At 72.8% G+C, this 15,562-nt stretch carries 14 protein-coding genes and 1 tRNA gene; 10 read left to right on the forward strand and 5 right to left on the reverse strand.

Annotated features, from left to right (window positions below; all coding sequences use genetic code 11):
• Positions 1–30 precede the first annotated feature (30 nt).
• On the reverse strand, positions 31–465 hold the full coding sequence (locus MUE36_07450) for a PPOX class F420-dependent oxidoreductase (GenBank protein MCU0310760.1): 435 nt from the start codon (positions 463–465) through the stop codon (positions 31–33).
• Between the two features lie 211 nt (positions 466–676).
• Between MUE36_07450 and MUE36_07455 the strand changes: the two genes are divergently transcribed.
• Both MUE36_07455 and MUE36_07460 read left to right on the forward strand, forming a co-directional pair.
• Positions 677–2,344, forward strand: coding sequence for a succinic semialdehyde dehydrogenase (locus MUE36_07455; protein MCU0310761.1), 1,668 nt, complete (start codon positions 677–679; stop codon positions 2,342–2,344).
• Positions 2,341–3,345 carry an SDR family oxidoreductase gene (locus tag MUE36_07460; GenBank protein ID MCU0310762.1) on the forward strand — a complete coding sequence of 335 codons (1,005 nt, stop codon included), beginning with the start codon at positions 2,341–2,343 and terminating at the stop codon, positions 3,343–3,345. The genes MUE36_07455 and MUE36_07460 overlap by 4 nt, the downstream gene beginning before the upstream one ends.
• A gap of 58 nt (positions 3,346–3,403) precedes the next feature.
• Here MUE36_07460 and MUE36_07465 read toward each other — a convergent pair.
• A tRNA-Leu gene (locus MUE36_07465) sits at positions 3,404–3,487 on the reverse strand.
• Positions 3,488–3,597: 110 nt separating this feature from the next.
• On the opposite strand from MUE36_07465, the gene MUE36_07470 reads away from it, so the two are divergent.
• The 6 genes from MUE36_07470 to pknB all read left to right on the forward strand — a co-directional run bounded on the left by MUE36_07470 (position 3,598) and on the right by pknB (position 10,834).
• Complete coding sequence (locus MUE36_07470) at positions 3,598–4,257, forward strand: DUF3662 and FHA domain-containing protein (protein ID MCU0310763.1); 660 nt, start codon at positions 3,598–3,600, stop codon at positions 4,255–4,257.
• Between the two features lie 85 nt (positions 4,258–4,342).
• Positions 4,343–4,852, forward strand: a complete 510-nt coding sequence (locus MUE36_07475; GenBank protein ID MCU0310764.1) for an FHA domain-containing protein — start codon at positions 4,343–4,345, stop codon at positions 4,850–4,852.
• The gene (locus MUE36_07480) at positions 4,849–6,189 is read left to right on the forward strand and encodes a Stp1/IreP family PP2C-type Ser/Thr phosphatase (protein MCU0310765.1); all 1,341 of its coding nucleotides are present in this window, start codon (positions 4,849–4,851) and stop codon (positions 6,187–6,189) included. The genes MUE36_07475 and MUE36_07480 overlap by 4 nt, the downstream gene beginning before the upstream one ends.
• Positions 6,186–7,505: an FtsW/RodA/SpoVE family cell cycle protein gene (locus tag MUE36_07485; protein ID MCU0310766.1), complete on the forward strand. Its 1,320-nt coding sequence runs from the start codon at positions 6,186–6,188 to the stop codon at positions 7,503–7,505. The genes MUE36_07480 and MUE36_07485 overlap by 4 nt, the downstream gene beginning before the upstream one ends.
• Positions 7,502–8,974 carry a penicillin-binding transpeptidase domain-containing protein gene (locus tag MUE36_07490; GenBank protein MCU0310767.1) on the forward strand — a complete coding sequence of 491 codons (1,473 nt, stop codon included), beginning with the start codon at positions 7,502–7,504 and terminating at the stop codon, positions 8,972–8,974. The genes MUE36_07485 and MUE36_07490 overlap by 4 nt, the downstream gene beginning before the upstream one ends.
• Positions 8,975–9,037: 63 nt before the next feature.
• Positions 9,038–10,834, forward strand: a complete 1,797-nt coding sequence (pknB, locus tag MUE36_07495; protein ID MCU0310768.1) for a Stk1 family PASTA domain-containing Ser/Thr kinase — start codon at positions 9,038–9,040, stop codon at positions 10,832–10,834.
• 13 nt (positions 10,835–10,847) lie between these two features.
• On the opposite strand, the gene MUE36_07500 is transcribed toward pknB, so the two are convergent.
• Positions 10,848–11,429, reverse strand: a complete 582-nt coding sequence (locus tag MUE36_07500; GenBank protein ID MCU0310769.1) for an aminodeoxychorismate/anthranilate synthase component II — start codon at positions 11,427–11,429, stop codon at positions 10,848–10,850.
• Between the two features lie 134 nt (positions 11,430–11,563).
• Between MUE36_07500 and MUE36_07505 the strand changes: the two genes are divergently transcribed.
• Positions 11,564–11,881, forward strand: coding sequence for a cell division protein CrgA (locus tag MUE36_07505; GenBank protein ID MCU0310770.1), 318 nt, complete (start codon positions 11,564–11,566; stop codon positions 11,879–11,881).
• A gap of 138 nt (positions 11,882–12,019) precedes the next feature.
• Here MUE36_07505 and MUE36_07510 read toward each other — a convergent pair whose 3' ends face one another.
• Together MUE36_07510 and MUE36_07515 are read right to left on the reverse strand one after the other, a co-directional pair.
• Positions 12,020–12,346: a hypothetical protein gene (locus MUE36_07510; protein MCU0310771.1), complete on the reverse strand. Its 327-nt coding sequence runs from the start codon at positions 12,344–12,346 to the stop codon at positions 12,020–12,022.
• Positions 12,347–12,365: 19 nt separating this feature from the next.
• Positions 12,366–13,559 carry a thiolase family protein gene (locus tag MUE36_07515; GenBank protein MCU0310772.1) on the reverse strand — a complete coding sequence of 398 codons (1,194 nt, stop codon included), beginning with the start codon at positions 13,557–13,559 and terminating at the stop codon, positions 12,366–12,368.
• Positions 13,560–13,744: 185 nt separating this feature from the next.
• Here MUE36_07515 and MUE36_07520 point away from each other — a divergent pair, with 185 nt between their 5' ends.
• Positions 13,745–15,559, forward strand: a complete 1,815-nt coding sequence (locus MUE36_07520) for an AMP-dependent synthetase/ligase (GenBank protein MCU0310773.1) — start codon at positions 13,745–13,747, stop codon at positions 15,557–15,559.
• The last annotated feature ends 3 nt before the right edge of the window (positions 15,560–15,562 follow it).

Consider the following 15,562-nt stretch of genomic DNA (forward strand, 5'->3'; position numbering starts at 1 on the left):
CGGCCTGTGACACCGCTGCCGGGGCTCGGATCAGTCGGCCACGGCCCGCTTCGCCACGATGTGGGTCGGGCTGACCCGCACCACCATCTCGGGGGGCACGGCGTTGCGTCGGCCGTAGGCCTCGGCCCGGTCCTCGCCCATGTAGCGGGCGGCGATGCGGGTCCCCCATGCCAACAGCTCACCGGGGTCCGTCGAGGTGGTCGTGGTGCCGGTGACGGTGACGAAGTCGAACGGGGGCCGCTCGTCGTCCCAGCACAGCGCCACCTTGCCGACCCGCAGGATCGACCGGCCCTTGATCGTCTCGGCCGACGTCATGAAGACGACCTCGTCGCCGTCGAGGTCGACCCAGACGGGGGCCACGTGGGGGCTGCCGTCGGCCCGGGTGACGGCCAGCTTGGCGGTGCGGGCCGGTGACGCGGTGACGAACTCGCGCCACCAGCCCTCCGGTGCGTCGGTGTAGCCCATGTCGTCCCCAACCCCACCCCACCCCCGGATCCTTCCCCTCCACCTTCCTCGAACCGCCATCCTCGAACTGTTGAGTCCCCAGCTCGCCCAGGCGATCCGGGGACTCAACAGTTCGGGCAGTGGGGACGTGCGAGGGGAGAGAGGGCGGGCCGGGTGCGCCCGTCGGGTGGGACGGGGTAGACACGGGTCGAGCCCCACCGAGGAGGTCGTGATGGCCGACATCGCCCAGGCACGAGTGACCACGGGCCCCACGCGGGCCGACACGCCCCCTGACGTCGCGGGCCCGCCCCCCGACGCCGTGCCGGCCGGGGTCGGCGCGGCCCCGGTGGCGGCCCAGGTCCTCGACGCCGTCCGTGTGGCGCACCTGGCGTCGCTCGTCACCACGGTCGCCGATCGGCCTCGCCAGGCGTCGCACGCCCCCTTCGACGGCTCGCTCGTCGGCGAGGTGCCCACCTGCACGGCGGAGGACGTCGTGGCGGCGGTCGCCCGAGCCCGGGCGGCGCAACGGGACTGGGCCGCCCGACCCCTCGCCGAACGGGCCGACGCCGTCCTGCGCTTCCACGACCTCGTGCTCGACCGCCAGGCGGAGCTGCTCGACGTCACCCAGGTGGAGACCGGGAAGTCGCGCCTGAGCGCGCTCGAGGAGTGCCTCGACGTGGCCATGACCGCCCGCTACTACGCCCGGACCGCCCGCCGCCACCTGCGGCCCTCCCGCCGCCAGGGCGCCGTCCCCGGGCTCACCCGGACCGTCGTGCACCACCACCCGAAGGGCGTGGTGGGCGTCATCAGCCCATGGAACTACCCGCTCACCCTCGCGGTCAGCGACGCCGTCCCGGCCCTGCTCGCCGGCAACGGGATCGTCCTCAAGCCCGACGCCCAGACCCCGTTCACCGCCCTCGCCGTCATCGAGTTGCTGTACGAGGCAGGTGTCCCCCGCGACCTCTTCCAGGTGGTCACCGGCTCGGGGTCGACGCTCGGCACGCCGATGATCGACCACGTCGACCACCTCATGTTCACCGGCTCCACGGCCACCGGGCGCATCGTCGCCGAGCAGTGCGGGCGGCGGCTGATCGACGTGTCCGCCGAGCTCGGCGGGAAGAACCCGATGATCGTGCTGGCCGACGCCGACGTCGACGCCACCGTCGAGGCCGCCGTGCGGGCGTGCTTCTCCAACTCGGGTCAGCTGTGCATCAGCATCGAACGGCTCTACGTGGAGGACCCGGCGTACGACCGGTTCGTCCCTGCGTTCGCCGACCGGGTGGCGTCCATGGTGATCGGGCCCGGCTTCGGGTGGGAGGTCGAGATCGGCTGCCTCGCCAGCCGCGACCAGCTCGAGGCGGTGTCGCGCCACGTCGACGACGCGGTGGCCAAGGGCGCTCGCGTGCTCGCCGGCGGACGGGCCCGTCCGGACCTGGGCCCCCTCTTCTACGAGCCGACCCTGCTGGAGGGCGTCACCGCCGAGATGGAGCTCCACCGCACCGAGACGTTCGGCCCGGTCGTCGCCGTCGAGCGGGTCCGGGACGCCGACGACGCCGTCGAGCGGGCCAACGACACCTGCTACGGGCTGAACGCCAGCATCTGGACAGTGCCGCGCCGTGGGGAGGCGCTGGCGCGCCGCATCAGGGCCGGCACGGTGAACGTCAACGAGGGGTACGCCGCCGCCTGGGCGTCGCACGACGCGCCGATGGGCGGCATGGGCGACTCGGGCCTCGGTCGCCGCCACGGGCGCGAGGGGATCCTCAAGTACACCGAGGCGCAGACGGTCGCCGTGCAGCGCCTGCTCCCCATCGGCCCCGTCCCCGGCATGGCGCCTGAGACCTACGCTCGGGTCATGACGACCGCGGCGAGGGTCATGCGCCGGCTTCCCTTCCTGAAGTGACCGCGGTGGCCGACCGGGCGCGCGATCCCGACGCCCTGCGCGGACAGGTGGCGGTCGTCGCGGGAGCCACCCGGGGCGCCGGTCGGGGCATCGCCGTCGGCCTCGGGGAGTGCGGGGCGACGGTGATCTGCACCGGCCGCACCACCCGGGCCGAGGGCTCGGCCCGGTCCGACTACGACCGCCCCGAGACCATCGAGGAGACCGCCGAGCTGGTCGACGCCGCCGGGGGTGAGGGGGTGGCCGTCGCCGTCGATCACCTCGTGGCCGACGAGGTGGCGGCGCTCGCCGACCGGGTGCGGGCCGACCACGGGCGACTCGACGTGCTCGTCAACGACATCTGGGGCGGTGAGGTGCTGGCCGGCAGCCCCGCCGACTGGGACCGCCCGCTCTGGGCGATGGACCTCGACGAGGGCCTGCGGATGCTGCGCCTCGCCGTCGACACCCACCTGATCACGTCCCACCACCTCCTCCCGCTGCTGGTCGAGCGACCCGGCGGCCTGGTCGTCGAGGTCACCGACGGCACCGCCGCCTACAACGCCACGCACTACCGGATCTCCGTCTTCTACGACCTGGCCAAGGTGTCGGTGCAGCGCCTCGCCTTCTCCCAGGGCCACGAGCTGGCCGCGGTGGGCGGAACGGCGGTCGCCCTCACCCCCGGGTTCCTCCGATCGGAGATGATGCTCGAGGCGTTCGGGGTCACCGAGGCGAACTGGCGCGACGCGCTGGTGGCCGCGCCCGGCGCGGAGGCACCGCTGGCGCCGCCCGACTTCGCCCTGTCGGAGACGCCCCGGTTCGTCGGACGGGCGGTCGCCGCGCTGGCCGCCGACCCGGACCGCGCCCGCTGGAACCAGGCGTCGGTCAGCTCCGGTCAGCTGGCCGGCGTGTACGGGTTCACCGACGTCGACGGCTCTCGCCCCGACATCTGGCCGGTCATCGAGGCGGCCACCGAACCCGGGTCGGCCGACGCTTCCGGCGGAGAGTCCGCTTCCCCGGCCGGTTGAGCAGGGCCGGCCGAGCACGTCGTGACCCCCGGCCCGGACGCGGCCGTCGAGCGGTGAGTGCGCGAGGAGGGACTTGAACCCTCACACCCTTTCGGGCACAGGAACCTGAATCCTGCGCGTCTGCCAATTCCGCCACTCGCGCGAGTGAGCCCCGACACGCTATCGCCTGCCCCCAGGCCCCACGAATCGGTGCGACGACGGGGTCCGAGGGCCTGGCGTGGGCGCCGACAGCCCGCTGGGTAACGTGTCGCCGTGGGTCTCAAGGCGTTCGAACGTCGGTTGGAGCACGCCGTCGAGGGCATGTTCTCCCGGGTCTTCAAGAGCGGGGTCCGGCCCATCGAGATCGGCCGGCGCCTCACCAGGGAGATGGACGACCACCGCACCCTCGACGTCCGGGGGCGGGTGGTGGCCCCCAACTCCTTCACGGTGCGCATCTCCACCGACGACCACGACAGCTTCGTCGACATCGCCGACAGCCTCTGCCGCGAGCTCTGCGACGCGGCGCGTGAGCACGCCCGCGACGAGTCCTACGGCTTCCTCGGCCCCGTCGAGGTCGAGCTCGTCGTCGATCCCGACCAGCGCACCGGCACGTTCGCGGTCGACGCCCGCCTCCGGGAGGGGCCGGGTGGCACCGGTGCCGGCTCCCTCATGCTGCCCACCGGGGAGCGCTACGTGCTGCGCGAGGGCACCGTGACCGTCGGGCGCCTCCCCGAGTGCGACATCACCGTCGTCGACCCCAACGTCAGTCGCCAGCACGCCCAGATCCGGTCGCGGGGCGACGGCTTCGTGGTGGTCGACCTGGGGTCCACGAACGGCACGCGGGTGAACGGCGTGCGAGTGAGCGAGCGCGAGCTCCACGACGGCGACGAGCTCGGGTTCGGCAACGTGCGGCTCACGTTCCAGGCCTCCTAGTGCCGGGACCGCCGACCTCTGTGCCCACCGTCCGCCCGACCCCGGCCCGAGCCCGTCGCCCCCGGGCCGGCGAGGGGGCCTAGCCGTGTCCGACCAGCTCCTCTTCCTGTTGAAGCTGTGCCTCCTCGCGCTGCTCTACCTCTTCTTCTTCCGGGTGGTGCGCGCCGTGTGGGCCGAGCTGCGGACGCCCGAGCCCGCCTCGGCGCCGGTGCCCGCCGCCGGCGTCGCCGCGGCACCGGCCGCAGCCGACCCTGCGGCGAACGCGTCGTCGCGTCGGGAACGCAAGGCGGCGGCACGGGCCGCGAAGGCCGCACCCCGGCTCGTCGTGGTCGAACCCGCCGACCAGCGGGGCCGCGCCTACCCCCTCGGCAACGAGGCCTCGATCGGCCGCGCCGCCGGGTGCCAGATCACCGTCGACGACACCTTCGTCTCGCAGATCCACGCCCGGGTGTTCGCCCGCGACGGCCAGTGGATGGTCGAGGACCTCGGGTCGACCAACGGGACGTGGATGAACCGCCAGAAGGTGGCCGGCCCCGTGGCGGTCAACCGGGGTGATCGCGTACAGGTGGGCAACACGGTCCTGGAGCTGCGGTGACCCGGTTCGTGTGGGGCGACGCCAGCGACATCGGTCGCGTGCGGTCGGCGAACGAGGACGCCGCGCTCGCCGTCGACGGACTGTTCGCGGTGGCCGACGGGATGGGCGGGCACCGTGGGGGCGACGTCGCCAGCCACCTCGCCCTCGAGGTCCTCCAGGAGCGGTTCGTCTCGGCCGGCACGGACGTGCTCGTCGACGCCGTGCAGGAGGCCAACCACGCCGTCGTGTCCCAGGCGGTGGCCGACGAGGGACTGAAGGGCATGGGCACCACGTTGTGCGCCATGGCCCTCGTCGACGCCGGCGGTGAGGACGCCATCGCCGTCGTCAACGTCGGCGACTCGCGCCTCTACCTGCTCTCCGACGGTGCGCTCACCCAGATCACCGAGGACCACAGCCTCGTCGCCACGATGGAGCGCCAGGGCCGCCTCACGCGAGCCGAGGCCGCGGTGCACCCCCAGCGCAACATCCTGACCCGCGCCCTCGGGATCGACAGCGCCGTGCTCGTCGACTCCTGGGAGATCGTGCCCGTCGTCGGCGACCGGTACCTGATCTGCAGCGACGGGCTGTTCAACGAGGTGGACGACAACCGCCTCGCCGCCACACTCCGCCGCCTGGCCGACCCGACCGAGGCGGCGCGTGAGCTCGTCCGTCTGGCCAACGAGTCCGGGGGGCGCGACAACATCACCTGCGTGGTGGTCGACGTCGTCGACGCCACGGCCGTCGACGCGTCGACGCCGCCGAGCATCACGAGGGTCTCGCCGGTCCCCGCGCTCACCGCGGGCGCGGCGGCCCGGCCCGTCGAGGTGGCCGCCGACCCTCCCGACGAACCGCGTCGTCGCCGCCGCAGGGACCCCGACCGCCCCCGCAGCCGCTTCACCTGGCGGGTGGCGCTCTTCCTCGTCGCGCTCGTCGCCGTCGTCGCCGCGGCGGTGGGGGCCGTGTACTGGACCGGCACCAGCACCTACTACGTCGCCGTCGAGGGCGACCAGGTCGCCATCTTCCGGGGGAAGCCCGGCGGCGTGCTGTGGATCTCGCCGGAGCTCGTCGAGGTCACCGCGCTGTCGATCGACCAGGTGCCCCCCGCCTCTCGCCTCGACGTCGAGGCCGGTCGCGAGCAGGCCACCCTCGACGACGCCCGGCGCTACGTGGCGAACCTCTTCGACCAGATCTCGATGTCGACGACGACCACGACGTCGACGACCACGACGGTGCCGACCACCGCCGTGCCCTTCGTGGGCCTCGATCCCGGGGCCCCCGATCCCGCGGCGCCCGATCCCGCGGCGCCCGATCCCGCAGCGCCCGATCCCGCAGCGGTCGCGCCCCAACCCGTCCCGTGACCCACCGCCGGAACACCGAGCTGGGGCTGATGCTCCTGGTCGTCGTCATCACCGCCGGGGCCTACGTCCTGGCCAGCCTCGGCGCCGATGCGCAGATCCCGGCGAACATCGTCCCGTTCCTCGTCGGGGTCCTCGGTCTGCTCCTGCTCGGCCACCTGGCGCTGCGGCGACTGGCCCCCGACGCCAACCCGATCCTGCTCCCCGTCGCCGCGCTCCTGAACGGCCTCGGCTACGTCGTCATCGCCGGCCTCGACGAGCAGCTCGCCCGCCAGCAGGCCGTGTGGACCGCCGTCGGGATCGGCGCCTTCGTCGGCACGTTGGTCGTCGTGAAGCGGCCCCGCGACCTCGAGCGCTACCGCTACACGTTCGCCGTCGTCGGCCTGGGGCTCCTGTTGCTGCCGCTGCTCCCGGTGATCGGCCGGACGATCAACGGCAGCCGGATCTGGGTGGCCATCGGCCCCGTCAACTTCCAGCCCGGCGAGGTGGCCAAGGTCGTCCTCGCCCTCTTCTTCGCCGCGTACCTGGCCGACCAGCGCGAGCTCATCGCCACGAGCACCTGGAAGGTGGGACCGCTCCGTCTCCCCGACCCGAAGTACCTCGGTCCGATCGTCATCGCCTGGCTCGTCTCGCTCGTCGTGATGGTGTACCAGCGCGACCTCGGGTCGTCGCTGCTCTTCTTCGCGCTGTTCGTCGTGATGCTCTGGGTGGCCACCGAGCGACCGTCCTTCCTCGTGCTCGGCGCCGGCCTGTTCGGCGTGGGCGCCTACATCGCCTGGCGGCTCTTCGGCCACGTGCAGGAGCGCGTCGAGATCTGGTTCGACCCGTGGCAGGACCCCAGCGGATCGGGCTACCAGATCATCCAGGGACTGTTCGCGATGGCCTTCGGCGGCGTGGCCGGCACGGGGCTGGGCCTCGGTGGCCAGGTCCGCATCCCGGCCAGCGAGAACGACTTCATCTTCGCCGTCATCGCCGAGCAGCTCGGGTTGCTCGGCGGCACCCTCGTCATCGTCGCGTTCCTGTTGATGGTCGGGGCCGGGCTGCGCATCGCGCTGCTCGCCGACCACGCCTTCGACAAGCTCCTCGCCACCGGGCTCACCCTGTTGCTCGGGGTGCAGGCGTTCATCATCATCGGGGGCGTCACCCGGCTCCTGCCGCTCACCGGCGTCACGCTCCCGTTCGTCTCCTACGGCGGTTCGTCCCTGGTCGTGAACTACGTCCTGTTGGCCCTGCTGCTCCGGTTGAGCGACCGGCGCAGCACGCGGCCGGCGGCGGTCGAGGCGACCGAGGCACCCGTCGCCGGCCGCGTCGGGCCGTGAACCGCAGCATCCGCCGCCTCGGCATCGGCCTGGTCGTCTGCTACCTGGCGCTGTTCGTCAAGCTCAACTGGATCCAGGTCGTCGACGCCCCGGACCTCCAGGCCAACCCCCTCAACACCGCCGAGATCCGCCAGGACTTCAACCGGCCCCGTGGCGCCATCACCTCGGCCGACGGCGCGCTGTTGGCCCAGAGCATCCCGAACCCCGACCCCGAGTCGGAGTTCGAGCGGCTGCGCGTCTACCCGGAGGGCGACCTCTTCGGTCACGTCACCGGCTACTTCTCGTTCCAGTACGGGGCGACCGGCATCGAGCGCCAGTACACCGACGAGCTCACCGGGCAGACCTTCACCCAGCAGGTCCGAGGCCTGGGCGACCTGCTCGTCCAGGAGGAGAACGTCGGCAACGTCACCGTCTCGGTGCGCCGGGACCTCCAGCAGGTGGCCCGCGACGAGCTCGGCGAGCGCGAGGGATCGGTGGTGGCGCTCGATCCGCGCACCGGGGAGATGCTGGCCTTCTGGAGCTACCCGAGCTTCGACCCGAACCTGTTGAGCGGGACCGACATCGCCGCCACCCAGGACGCGTGGGGCCTGCTCAACCTCGCGCCCGGCGCACCCCTGCAGGCCCACCAGTACCAGGAGCGGTACTTCCCCGGCTCCACGTTCAAGATCGTCACGGGCTCGAACGGGCTGCAGAGCGGTCGGGTCACCAACGAAGAGCCGGTGTACCCACGGGTCTCGAGCTACACCCCGCCGCAGACCAACCTGCCCATCTCGAACTTCGGCGGCCAGGTCTGCGGGGGCGCGCTCCCCGAGATCCTGCGCGTGTCGTGCAACTCCTCGTTCGCCCAGATGGGCCAGGAGACCATCGGGGCGGCGGACATGATCCGGGGCTCGGAGGCGTTCGGCTTCAACCAGAGCGTCCCCATCGACATGCCGGCACCGGCCCGGTCGAACTTCCCGACCGACGTGGTGACCAACCCGCCGAAGCTGGCCCAGGCGTCGATCGGGCAGAGCGACGTCGCCGCCACCCCCATGCAGATGGCGATGGTCACCGGCGCCGTCACCAACGGCGGCACGATCATGACGCCGCACCTGATGACCTCGATCCGCGACAGCGAGGGGGCCGTCGTGCGCGAGGCGGAGGTGCGCCCGTGGCTGTCGGCGGTGTCGCCCGAGCACGCCGAGACCATGCGCGTCGACCTCCTCGGGGTCGTGGAGCGGGGCACCGCCACCGGTCTGCAGATCCCCGGCTTCGAGGTCGGCGGCAAGACCGGCACCGCCCAGCTCGGCACCGACCCGCCGCGCAGCCACACGTGGATCGTCGGCTTCGCCGGGCCGCCGGGACAGCCCGCCACCGTGGCGGTCGCGGTCGTGGTGCTGAACCAGAGCGGCGGCAGCGAGGCCACCGGCGGCCGGGTCGCGGCCCCCATCGCCCGCGCCGTGCTCGAGGCGTCGCTCGGGGTCCGATGAGCGGCGCCCCGGCCCGTCGGGTGCCCCGGTCGCCCGCGGGCGCGTCGGTAGTGTGGCGCCGGTATGGCTGACACCCCGACCGGGCCCACGGTCTTCAACGACCGCTACGAGCTGCATCGCAAGCTGGCCCGCGGCGGGATGGCCGACGTCTACCTCGCCAAGGACCTCCTGCTCGACCGCCCGGTGGCCGTCAAGGTCCTGTTCCCGGAGTACGCCCGCGACGACACGTTCGTCCAGCGGTTCCGCCGCGAGGCGCAGGCCGCCGCCAACCTGAACCATCCGAACATCGTCGCGGTGTACGACTGGGGCTCGCAGTACGAGACGTACTTCATCGTCATGGAGTACGTCGAGAGCCGGCCGCTGTCCGACATCATCCGCACCGAGGGCCCATTGCCCGCCGACCGCGCCGCGATGATCGCCGCCGACGTGGCGGCCGCCCTCGCCTTCGCCCATCGCAACGGCGTCGTGCACCGCGACGTGAAGCCGGGGAACATCCTCATCACGTCGTCGGGTGAGGTGAAGGTGGCCGACTTCGGCATCGCGCAGGCGGTCACCACCGGCGAGGACACGGTGAACCTCACCCAGGCCGGCTCGGTCATGGGCACGGCCACCTACTTCTCACCCGAGCAGGCCCAGGGTCGGGCCGTCGACCCGCGCAGCGACGTCTACAGCCTCGGTTGTGTCCTCTACGAGTCGGTCACCTCCCGTCCGCCGTTCAGCGGCGACACCCCGGTGGCCATCGCCTACAAGCACGTGCAGGAGGCCGCGGTCCCGCCGCGCCGCGTCAACCCCGAGGTGCCGGTCCCGCTCGAGGCGATCGTCATGCGCTGCCTGGCCAAGCAGCCCCCCGACCGGTACGCGAGCGCCGAGGACCTCCGCACCGACCTCCGGGCGTTCCTCGACGGGGCGCCGGTGCGGGCCATGGGGGCTGTCGCAGCGGCGGCGGCCGCCGCCGGGGCCGTCGTGGGCGCAGGGGTGGGCGACGCCACGATGGCGGTGCCGGCGGCCGCGGGCGGACCGGGCACCCCGCCGGGCGGCACGCCGCCCTACGTGCCCCCGGACGAACCCCGCAAGCGCACCGGCCTCTACGTGGCGCTGCTGCTCGGTGGCCTCGCGCTCGTGGCCCTGATCCTCTTCTTCGTCGGCACCCGCCTCAACCAGCCCACCCGGCAGGTGGCCGTCCCCGACGTGATCGGGATCCAGGTCACCGACGCCGTGAACCGGGTGCAGGCCGCCGGCTTCAAGGTCGAGACCAAGAACGAGACGAGCGACCGACCGGCGGGGACCGTGTTCGCCCAGACGCCGGCGGGCAACACCAACGCCGACGAGGGTTCCACGGTGCTGTTGCGGGTGAGCGGCGGGCTCGGCGAGGCGCCGGTGCCGGGGGTGGTGGGCCGCACCCGGGCGGCGGCCGAGTCGTTGCTCACCAACGCCGGCTTCGTCCCCAACGTCACCGAACGGCCCGACGCGTCGGTCCCCGCCGGCCAGGTCATCAGCCAGAGCCCGGTGGCCGACCAGCTCGCCGAGCGGGGCTCGGTGGTCGAGCTCGTGGTGTCGTCGGGTCCGGCGCAGGTGACCATCCCCGACGTCGTCGGCCAGAACGCCTCCGCGGCGTCGAACACGCTCGGCCAGCTCCGCCTCCAGGTGAGCACCCAGCAGCAGTCCTCGGCGTCGGTCCCGGCCGGCGACGTGATCTCCACCTCCCCGCCGGCCGGGACCTCGGTGCCCGAGGGCGCCACCGTGACGCTCGTGGTCTCGACGGGCCCGCCGCCCACGACGACCACGGCGCCGCCTCCCTCCACCACCACCACCCGCCCGCCGAGCACCACGACGTCGTCGACCTCCACCACCGCTCCCTGAGCGGCCCGGCCGCTCAGGCCCGGCAGCGCTCCAGGAAGTTGGCCACGAGCCGGTGGCCGCCCGCGGTGAGGATCGACTCCGGGTGGAACTGCACGCCTTCCACGTCGGCGTCACGGTGGCGCAGGCCCATGACCAGCCCGTCGTCGGTCTCGGCGGTGACCGTGAGGACGGCGGGCACGCTGTCCCTCGCCACGACGAGGGAGTGGTACCGGGTGGCCTCGAAGGGCTGCGGGAGCCCGGTGAAGACGCCGGTCCCGTCGTGGCGGATGAGCGACGTCTTGCCGTGCATGACGTCGGGGGCGCGCACCACCTCGCCGCCGAAGACCTGGCCGATGCACTGGTGGCCGAGGCAGACACCGAAGACCGGCCGTCGGCCGGTGAAGTGCCGGATCACCTCGTTCGAGAGCCCGGCGTCCTCGGGGCGTCCGGGGCCCGGGGAGATGAGGACGCCGTCGGGGTCGAGGGCGACGATCTGGTCGAGGGTGAGCTCGTCGCTGCGGTGGACGAGGGGCTCGGCCCCGAGCTCGCCGAGGTACTGCACGAGGTTGAAGACGAACGAGTCGTAGTTGTCGAGCACGACGATCCGGGGGGCCATCGGTGCCGACGCTACCGCCCCCCGGGCGCTCGTCTCCCCGGGGTTCCCCACCTCGCACCGGGGTCGGCATCCGGCCCGGAGGGGGCCGGGGGCGTGCTCGCCCCGACCGGGGACGGCCGCTAGCCTCCGGTGCGATGGCCACCGACAAGCGCCCGCCCCCGTCCCGTCGCACCGGAGGTCGGGTCACCCCCAAGGGAGGGCCGTCGCCGAAGAAGGGGGGCCCGACCGGCCCCGACGCCTCGACCCGCTACACCCCGCCGGCGCCGAAGGCGTCGACGATCAGCCCTCCGTGGGTGCCGTGGCTGATGGCCGTGCTGTTCGTGCTGGGCGTGGCGGTCATCTTCCTGCACTACACCGAGGTCCTCCTCCCGGGCGCGGCGAGCGCCTGGTGGATCTTCGTCGGGCTGGGGCTCATCCTCGGCGGGATCATCACCGCCACCCAGCTGCGCTGAGCCCGCCGGTGCTGTCCACAGCGGCGCTGCCGGGCCGTCAGCCAGGGTTGCGAACACGTGGCGCCCGGATGACATCCGCGTGACCTCTCACAACGCTGTCCCCAGCCTGTGGACGACGGGCGGGGCCGGGGACGGGCCTCAGATGTCGTCGACGGGGGCCATGAGCGTCATGTCCTCCTGGCAGTGCCGGGGGGGCTCGGGGTCGGCGTCGGGGGCCACGGTCATGCGGACCTCCGCTCCGCAGATCTCGCAGCGATAGGCGATCTTCACCTTCCGCAGCTCACCGGCCGGCGGCGGCTCGGGGATCGGGCGGGCCATCCCGCCGAGCAACAGCACCCCGAGGCGCAGGATCGCCCAACAGGCGCCGGCCGCCACCAGCACCCGGCCCAGGCCGTAGCCGGCGGCGAGGGCGGCGGCCGCGCCGAGGAGGACGATCCCCGCCACGACGGGGTGCTTGAGGCGCACGGCCGGTCCCGATCCGACCTCAGCCGAGTCGCTCGATGACGGTGGCGTTGGCCAGCCCGCCGCCCTCGCACATCGTCTGGAGCCCGTAGCGACCCCCGGTGCGCTCGAGCTCGTTGAGGAGGGTGGCCAGCAGCTTCGTGCCCGACGCGCCCAGCGGGTGGCCGAGGGCGATGGCACCGCCGTTCACGTTCACGCGATCCATGTCGGGGTGCAGCTCCTTCTCCCAGGCCAGCACCACCGAGGCGAAGGCCTCGTTGATCTCGATCAGGTCGATGTCGTCCAAGTTCAGCTTGGCCTTCTCGAGCACCTTGTGGGTGGCGGGGATCGGCCCGGTCAGCATGGTCACCGGGTCCACGCCGGCCAGGGCGAAGGCGTGGAAGCGGGCGCGGGGGGTGAGCCCGAGCGCGGCTGCCTTCTCCTCGCTCATGATGAGCACCGCCGAGGCGCCGTCGGTGATCTGGCTGGAGTTGCCGGCCGTGACCTTGCCGTCGGGCTTGAAGGCCGGCTTGAGGTTGGCGAGCGTCTCGGCGGTCGTGCCGTCGCGGATCCCCTCGTCGGCGGCCAGCTCGGCGTCGGTCGGGATGAGCTCCCCGGTCTCCTTGTCGCGGGGACGGGCCGCCACGGGCAGGATCTCGGCGTCGAATCGGCCCTCGTCGCGGGCCACCGCGGCGCGCCGCTGGGAGCGGGCGCCGTAGGCGTCGAGGTCCTCGCGGGACAGATCCCAGCGATCGGCGATGATCTCCGCCGACAGGCCCTGGGGCACCAGCCCGCCGACGTCGGCGTAGCGGGCCTCCATCGACGGACCGAACGGGAAGCCCACGTTCCGCCCGACCGACGCGCCCATGGGCACGAGGCTCATCACCTCGACGCCGGCGGCGATGACGACGTCGTGGACCCCCGCCATGACGGCCTGGGCGGCGAAGTGGGCGGCCTGCTGGGAGGACCCGCACTGCCGGTCGATGCTCGTGGCCGGCACCGACTCGGGGAACCCGGCGGCGAGCACCGCGTTGCGGCCCACGTTCAGGGCCTGGGCGCCGGCCTGCATGACGCAGCCCATGATGACGTCCTCCACGAGCTCCGGGTCGAGGTCGTTGCGCTCCACGAGGGCCGAGAGCGTCTGGGCGGCCAGGTCGGCGGGGTGCCAACCCGACAGCGAGCCGTTGCGCTTCCCCCCGGGGGTGCGGATGGCGTCGACGATCACCGCAGTGGTCATGGCATGTCCCTTCGTTCCGGTCGGTCGTTGCGACCGTGCGTGGAGTCTGCCGCCGGGGGCGCCGCCTCCACAACCGACGGGGTTTCGGTGACACCCTCGTCAGCCCGACGGGCGCGGAGCCGGGTCCATGAGCCACACTGGTGCCCCCGTGACCGAGTTCACACCGTGAGAAGGGACGCTGTGCCATGGCCGTCGCCGACGTGACCGATTCCGATCTCCACGCCCTCGCCGAGGGAAGGACCGTCGGCGGCGAGTTCGTCGCACTCAGCGCGCGGGTGCCCGACGCCGTCGCCATCCGGTGGCGCAACGACGACGAGACCTGGGACCACTGGACCTACGCCGAGTACCGCGACCGGGTGGCCCGGGTCGCGGCCGGGCTGCGCGACCTCGGGGTCGGTCCGGGCGACCGGGTGGTGCTCATGATGCGCAACATCCCCGAGTTCCACGTCGTCGACCTGGCGGTGGCCGTCCTCGGGGCGACGCCGGTGTCGATCTACAACTCGTCGGCGCCGGACCAGATCGCCTACCTGGCCGGCCACTGCGACGCCGTCCTCGCCGTGGTGGAGGACCAGGCCTTCCTCGACCGGTTCCTGAGCGTCGCCGACCAGCTGCCCGACCTCCGCCGTTTCGTGGTCGTGCGCCCCGGTGCCGAGCTCCCCGAGGGGGCGGTCGCCCTCGCCGACCTGCTCGCCCACGAGCCGCTCGACCTCGAGGCCGCCGTCGCCGAGGTCGACCCCGACACGCTGGCCACGATCATCTACACCTCCGGCACCACCGGCCCGCCCAAGGGCGTCATGATCAGCCACCGCAACGTCGTCTGGACCCTCGAGAGCCTCAAGCTGCTCCTGCCCTTCGAGGACTACGTCGGCAAGCGGGTCGTGTCGTACCTCCCGATGGCCCACATCGCCGAGCGCACCACGTCGCACTACGCCGGCCTGGCGCTGGGCTACGAGGTCACCACGTGCCCCGACCCGGCGCTGCTGTCGGCGTTCCTGAAGGAGGTGCGGCCCGAGTTCCTCTTCGGGGTGCCCCGCGTGTTCGAGAAGATCCATGCCGGGGTGAACGCCGCCCTCTCCCTCGATCCCGAGAAGCACCAGCAGTTCACCGAGGCCATCGCCACGGCCATCCCCATCGCCGAGGCCATGGACTGGGGGACGGTCACCGACGAGCAGCGGGCCACCTGGGAGTTCCTCGACGAGGTGGCGTTCCGCCCGATCCGCGAGCTCGTGGGCCTCGACCAGGTCCTCGGTGCGATCAGCGGCGCGGCCCCCATCCCCGCCGAGGTGCTCAGCTGGTTCCGGGCCATCGGGGTGCCGATGTCGGAGATCTACGGCATGTCGGAGTCCTCGGGCCCGATGACGTGGACGGCCGTGCGGGTGAAGGCCGGGACCGTCGGCCCGGCCATCCCCGGCTCCACGGTGGCGCTGGCCCCCGACGGCGAGGTGATCTTCCGGGGCGGGAACGTGTTCGGGGGCTACCTGAACGCCCCCGACAAGACCGCCGAGACGATCGACGAGGACGGCTGGCTGCACTCGGGTGACATCGGCGAGATCGACGAGGACGGCTACCTGCGCATCGTCGACCGCAAGAAGGAGCTCATCATCACCGCCGGGGGCAAGAACATCAGCCCTGCCAACCTCGAGGCCGAGCTCAAGCTCGTCCCCCTGATCGGTCAGGCCTGCGCCATCGGCGACCAGCGCCCGTTCGTGTCCGCCCTGGTCACGCTCGATCCCGAGGTGGCCCCGGCGTGGGCGGCCACGCGGGGCATCGAGTTCGCCGACCTGGTCGAGCTGGCCCAGCACCCCGAGGTGCTCGCCGAGATCGAGGCGGGCGTGCGCGAAGCCATGGCGAACTTCAACAACGCCGAGGCGGTCAAGAAGGTGCACGTCCTCGGCGAGGAGTGGCTCCCCGACTCCGAGGTGCTGACCCCGACCTCCAAGCTCAAGCGGCGTGGCATCCACGCCCGGTACGTCGCCGAGATCGAGGGCCTCTACGGCTGAGGC

This window comes from Acidimicrobiales bacterium (genome assembly GCA_025455885.1).
Classification (GTDB): domain Bacteria; phylum Actinomycetota; class Acidimicrobiia; order Acidimicrobiales; family Acidimicrobilacustridaceae; genus Rhabdothermincola_A.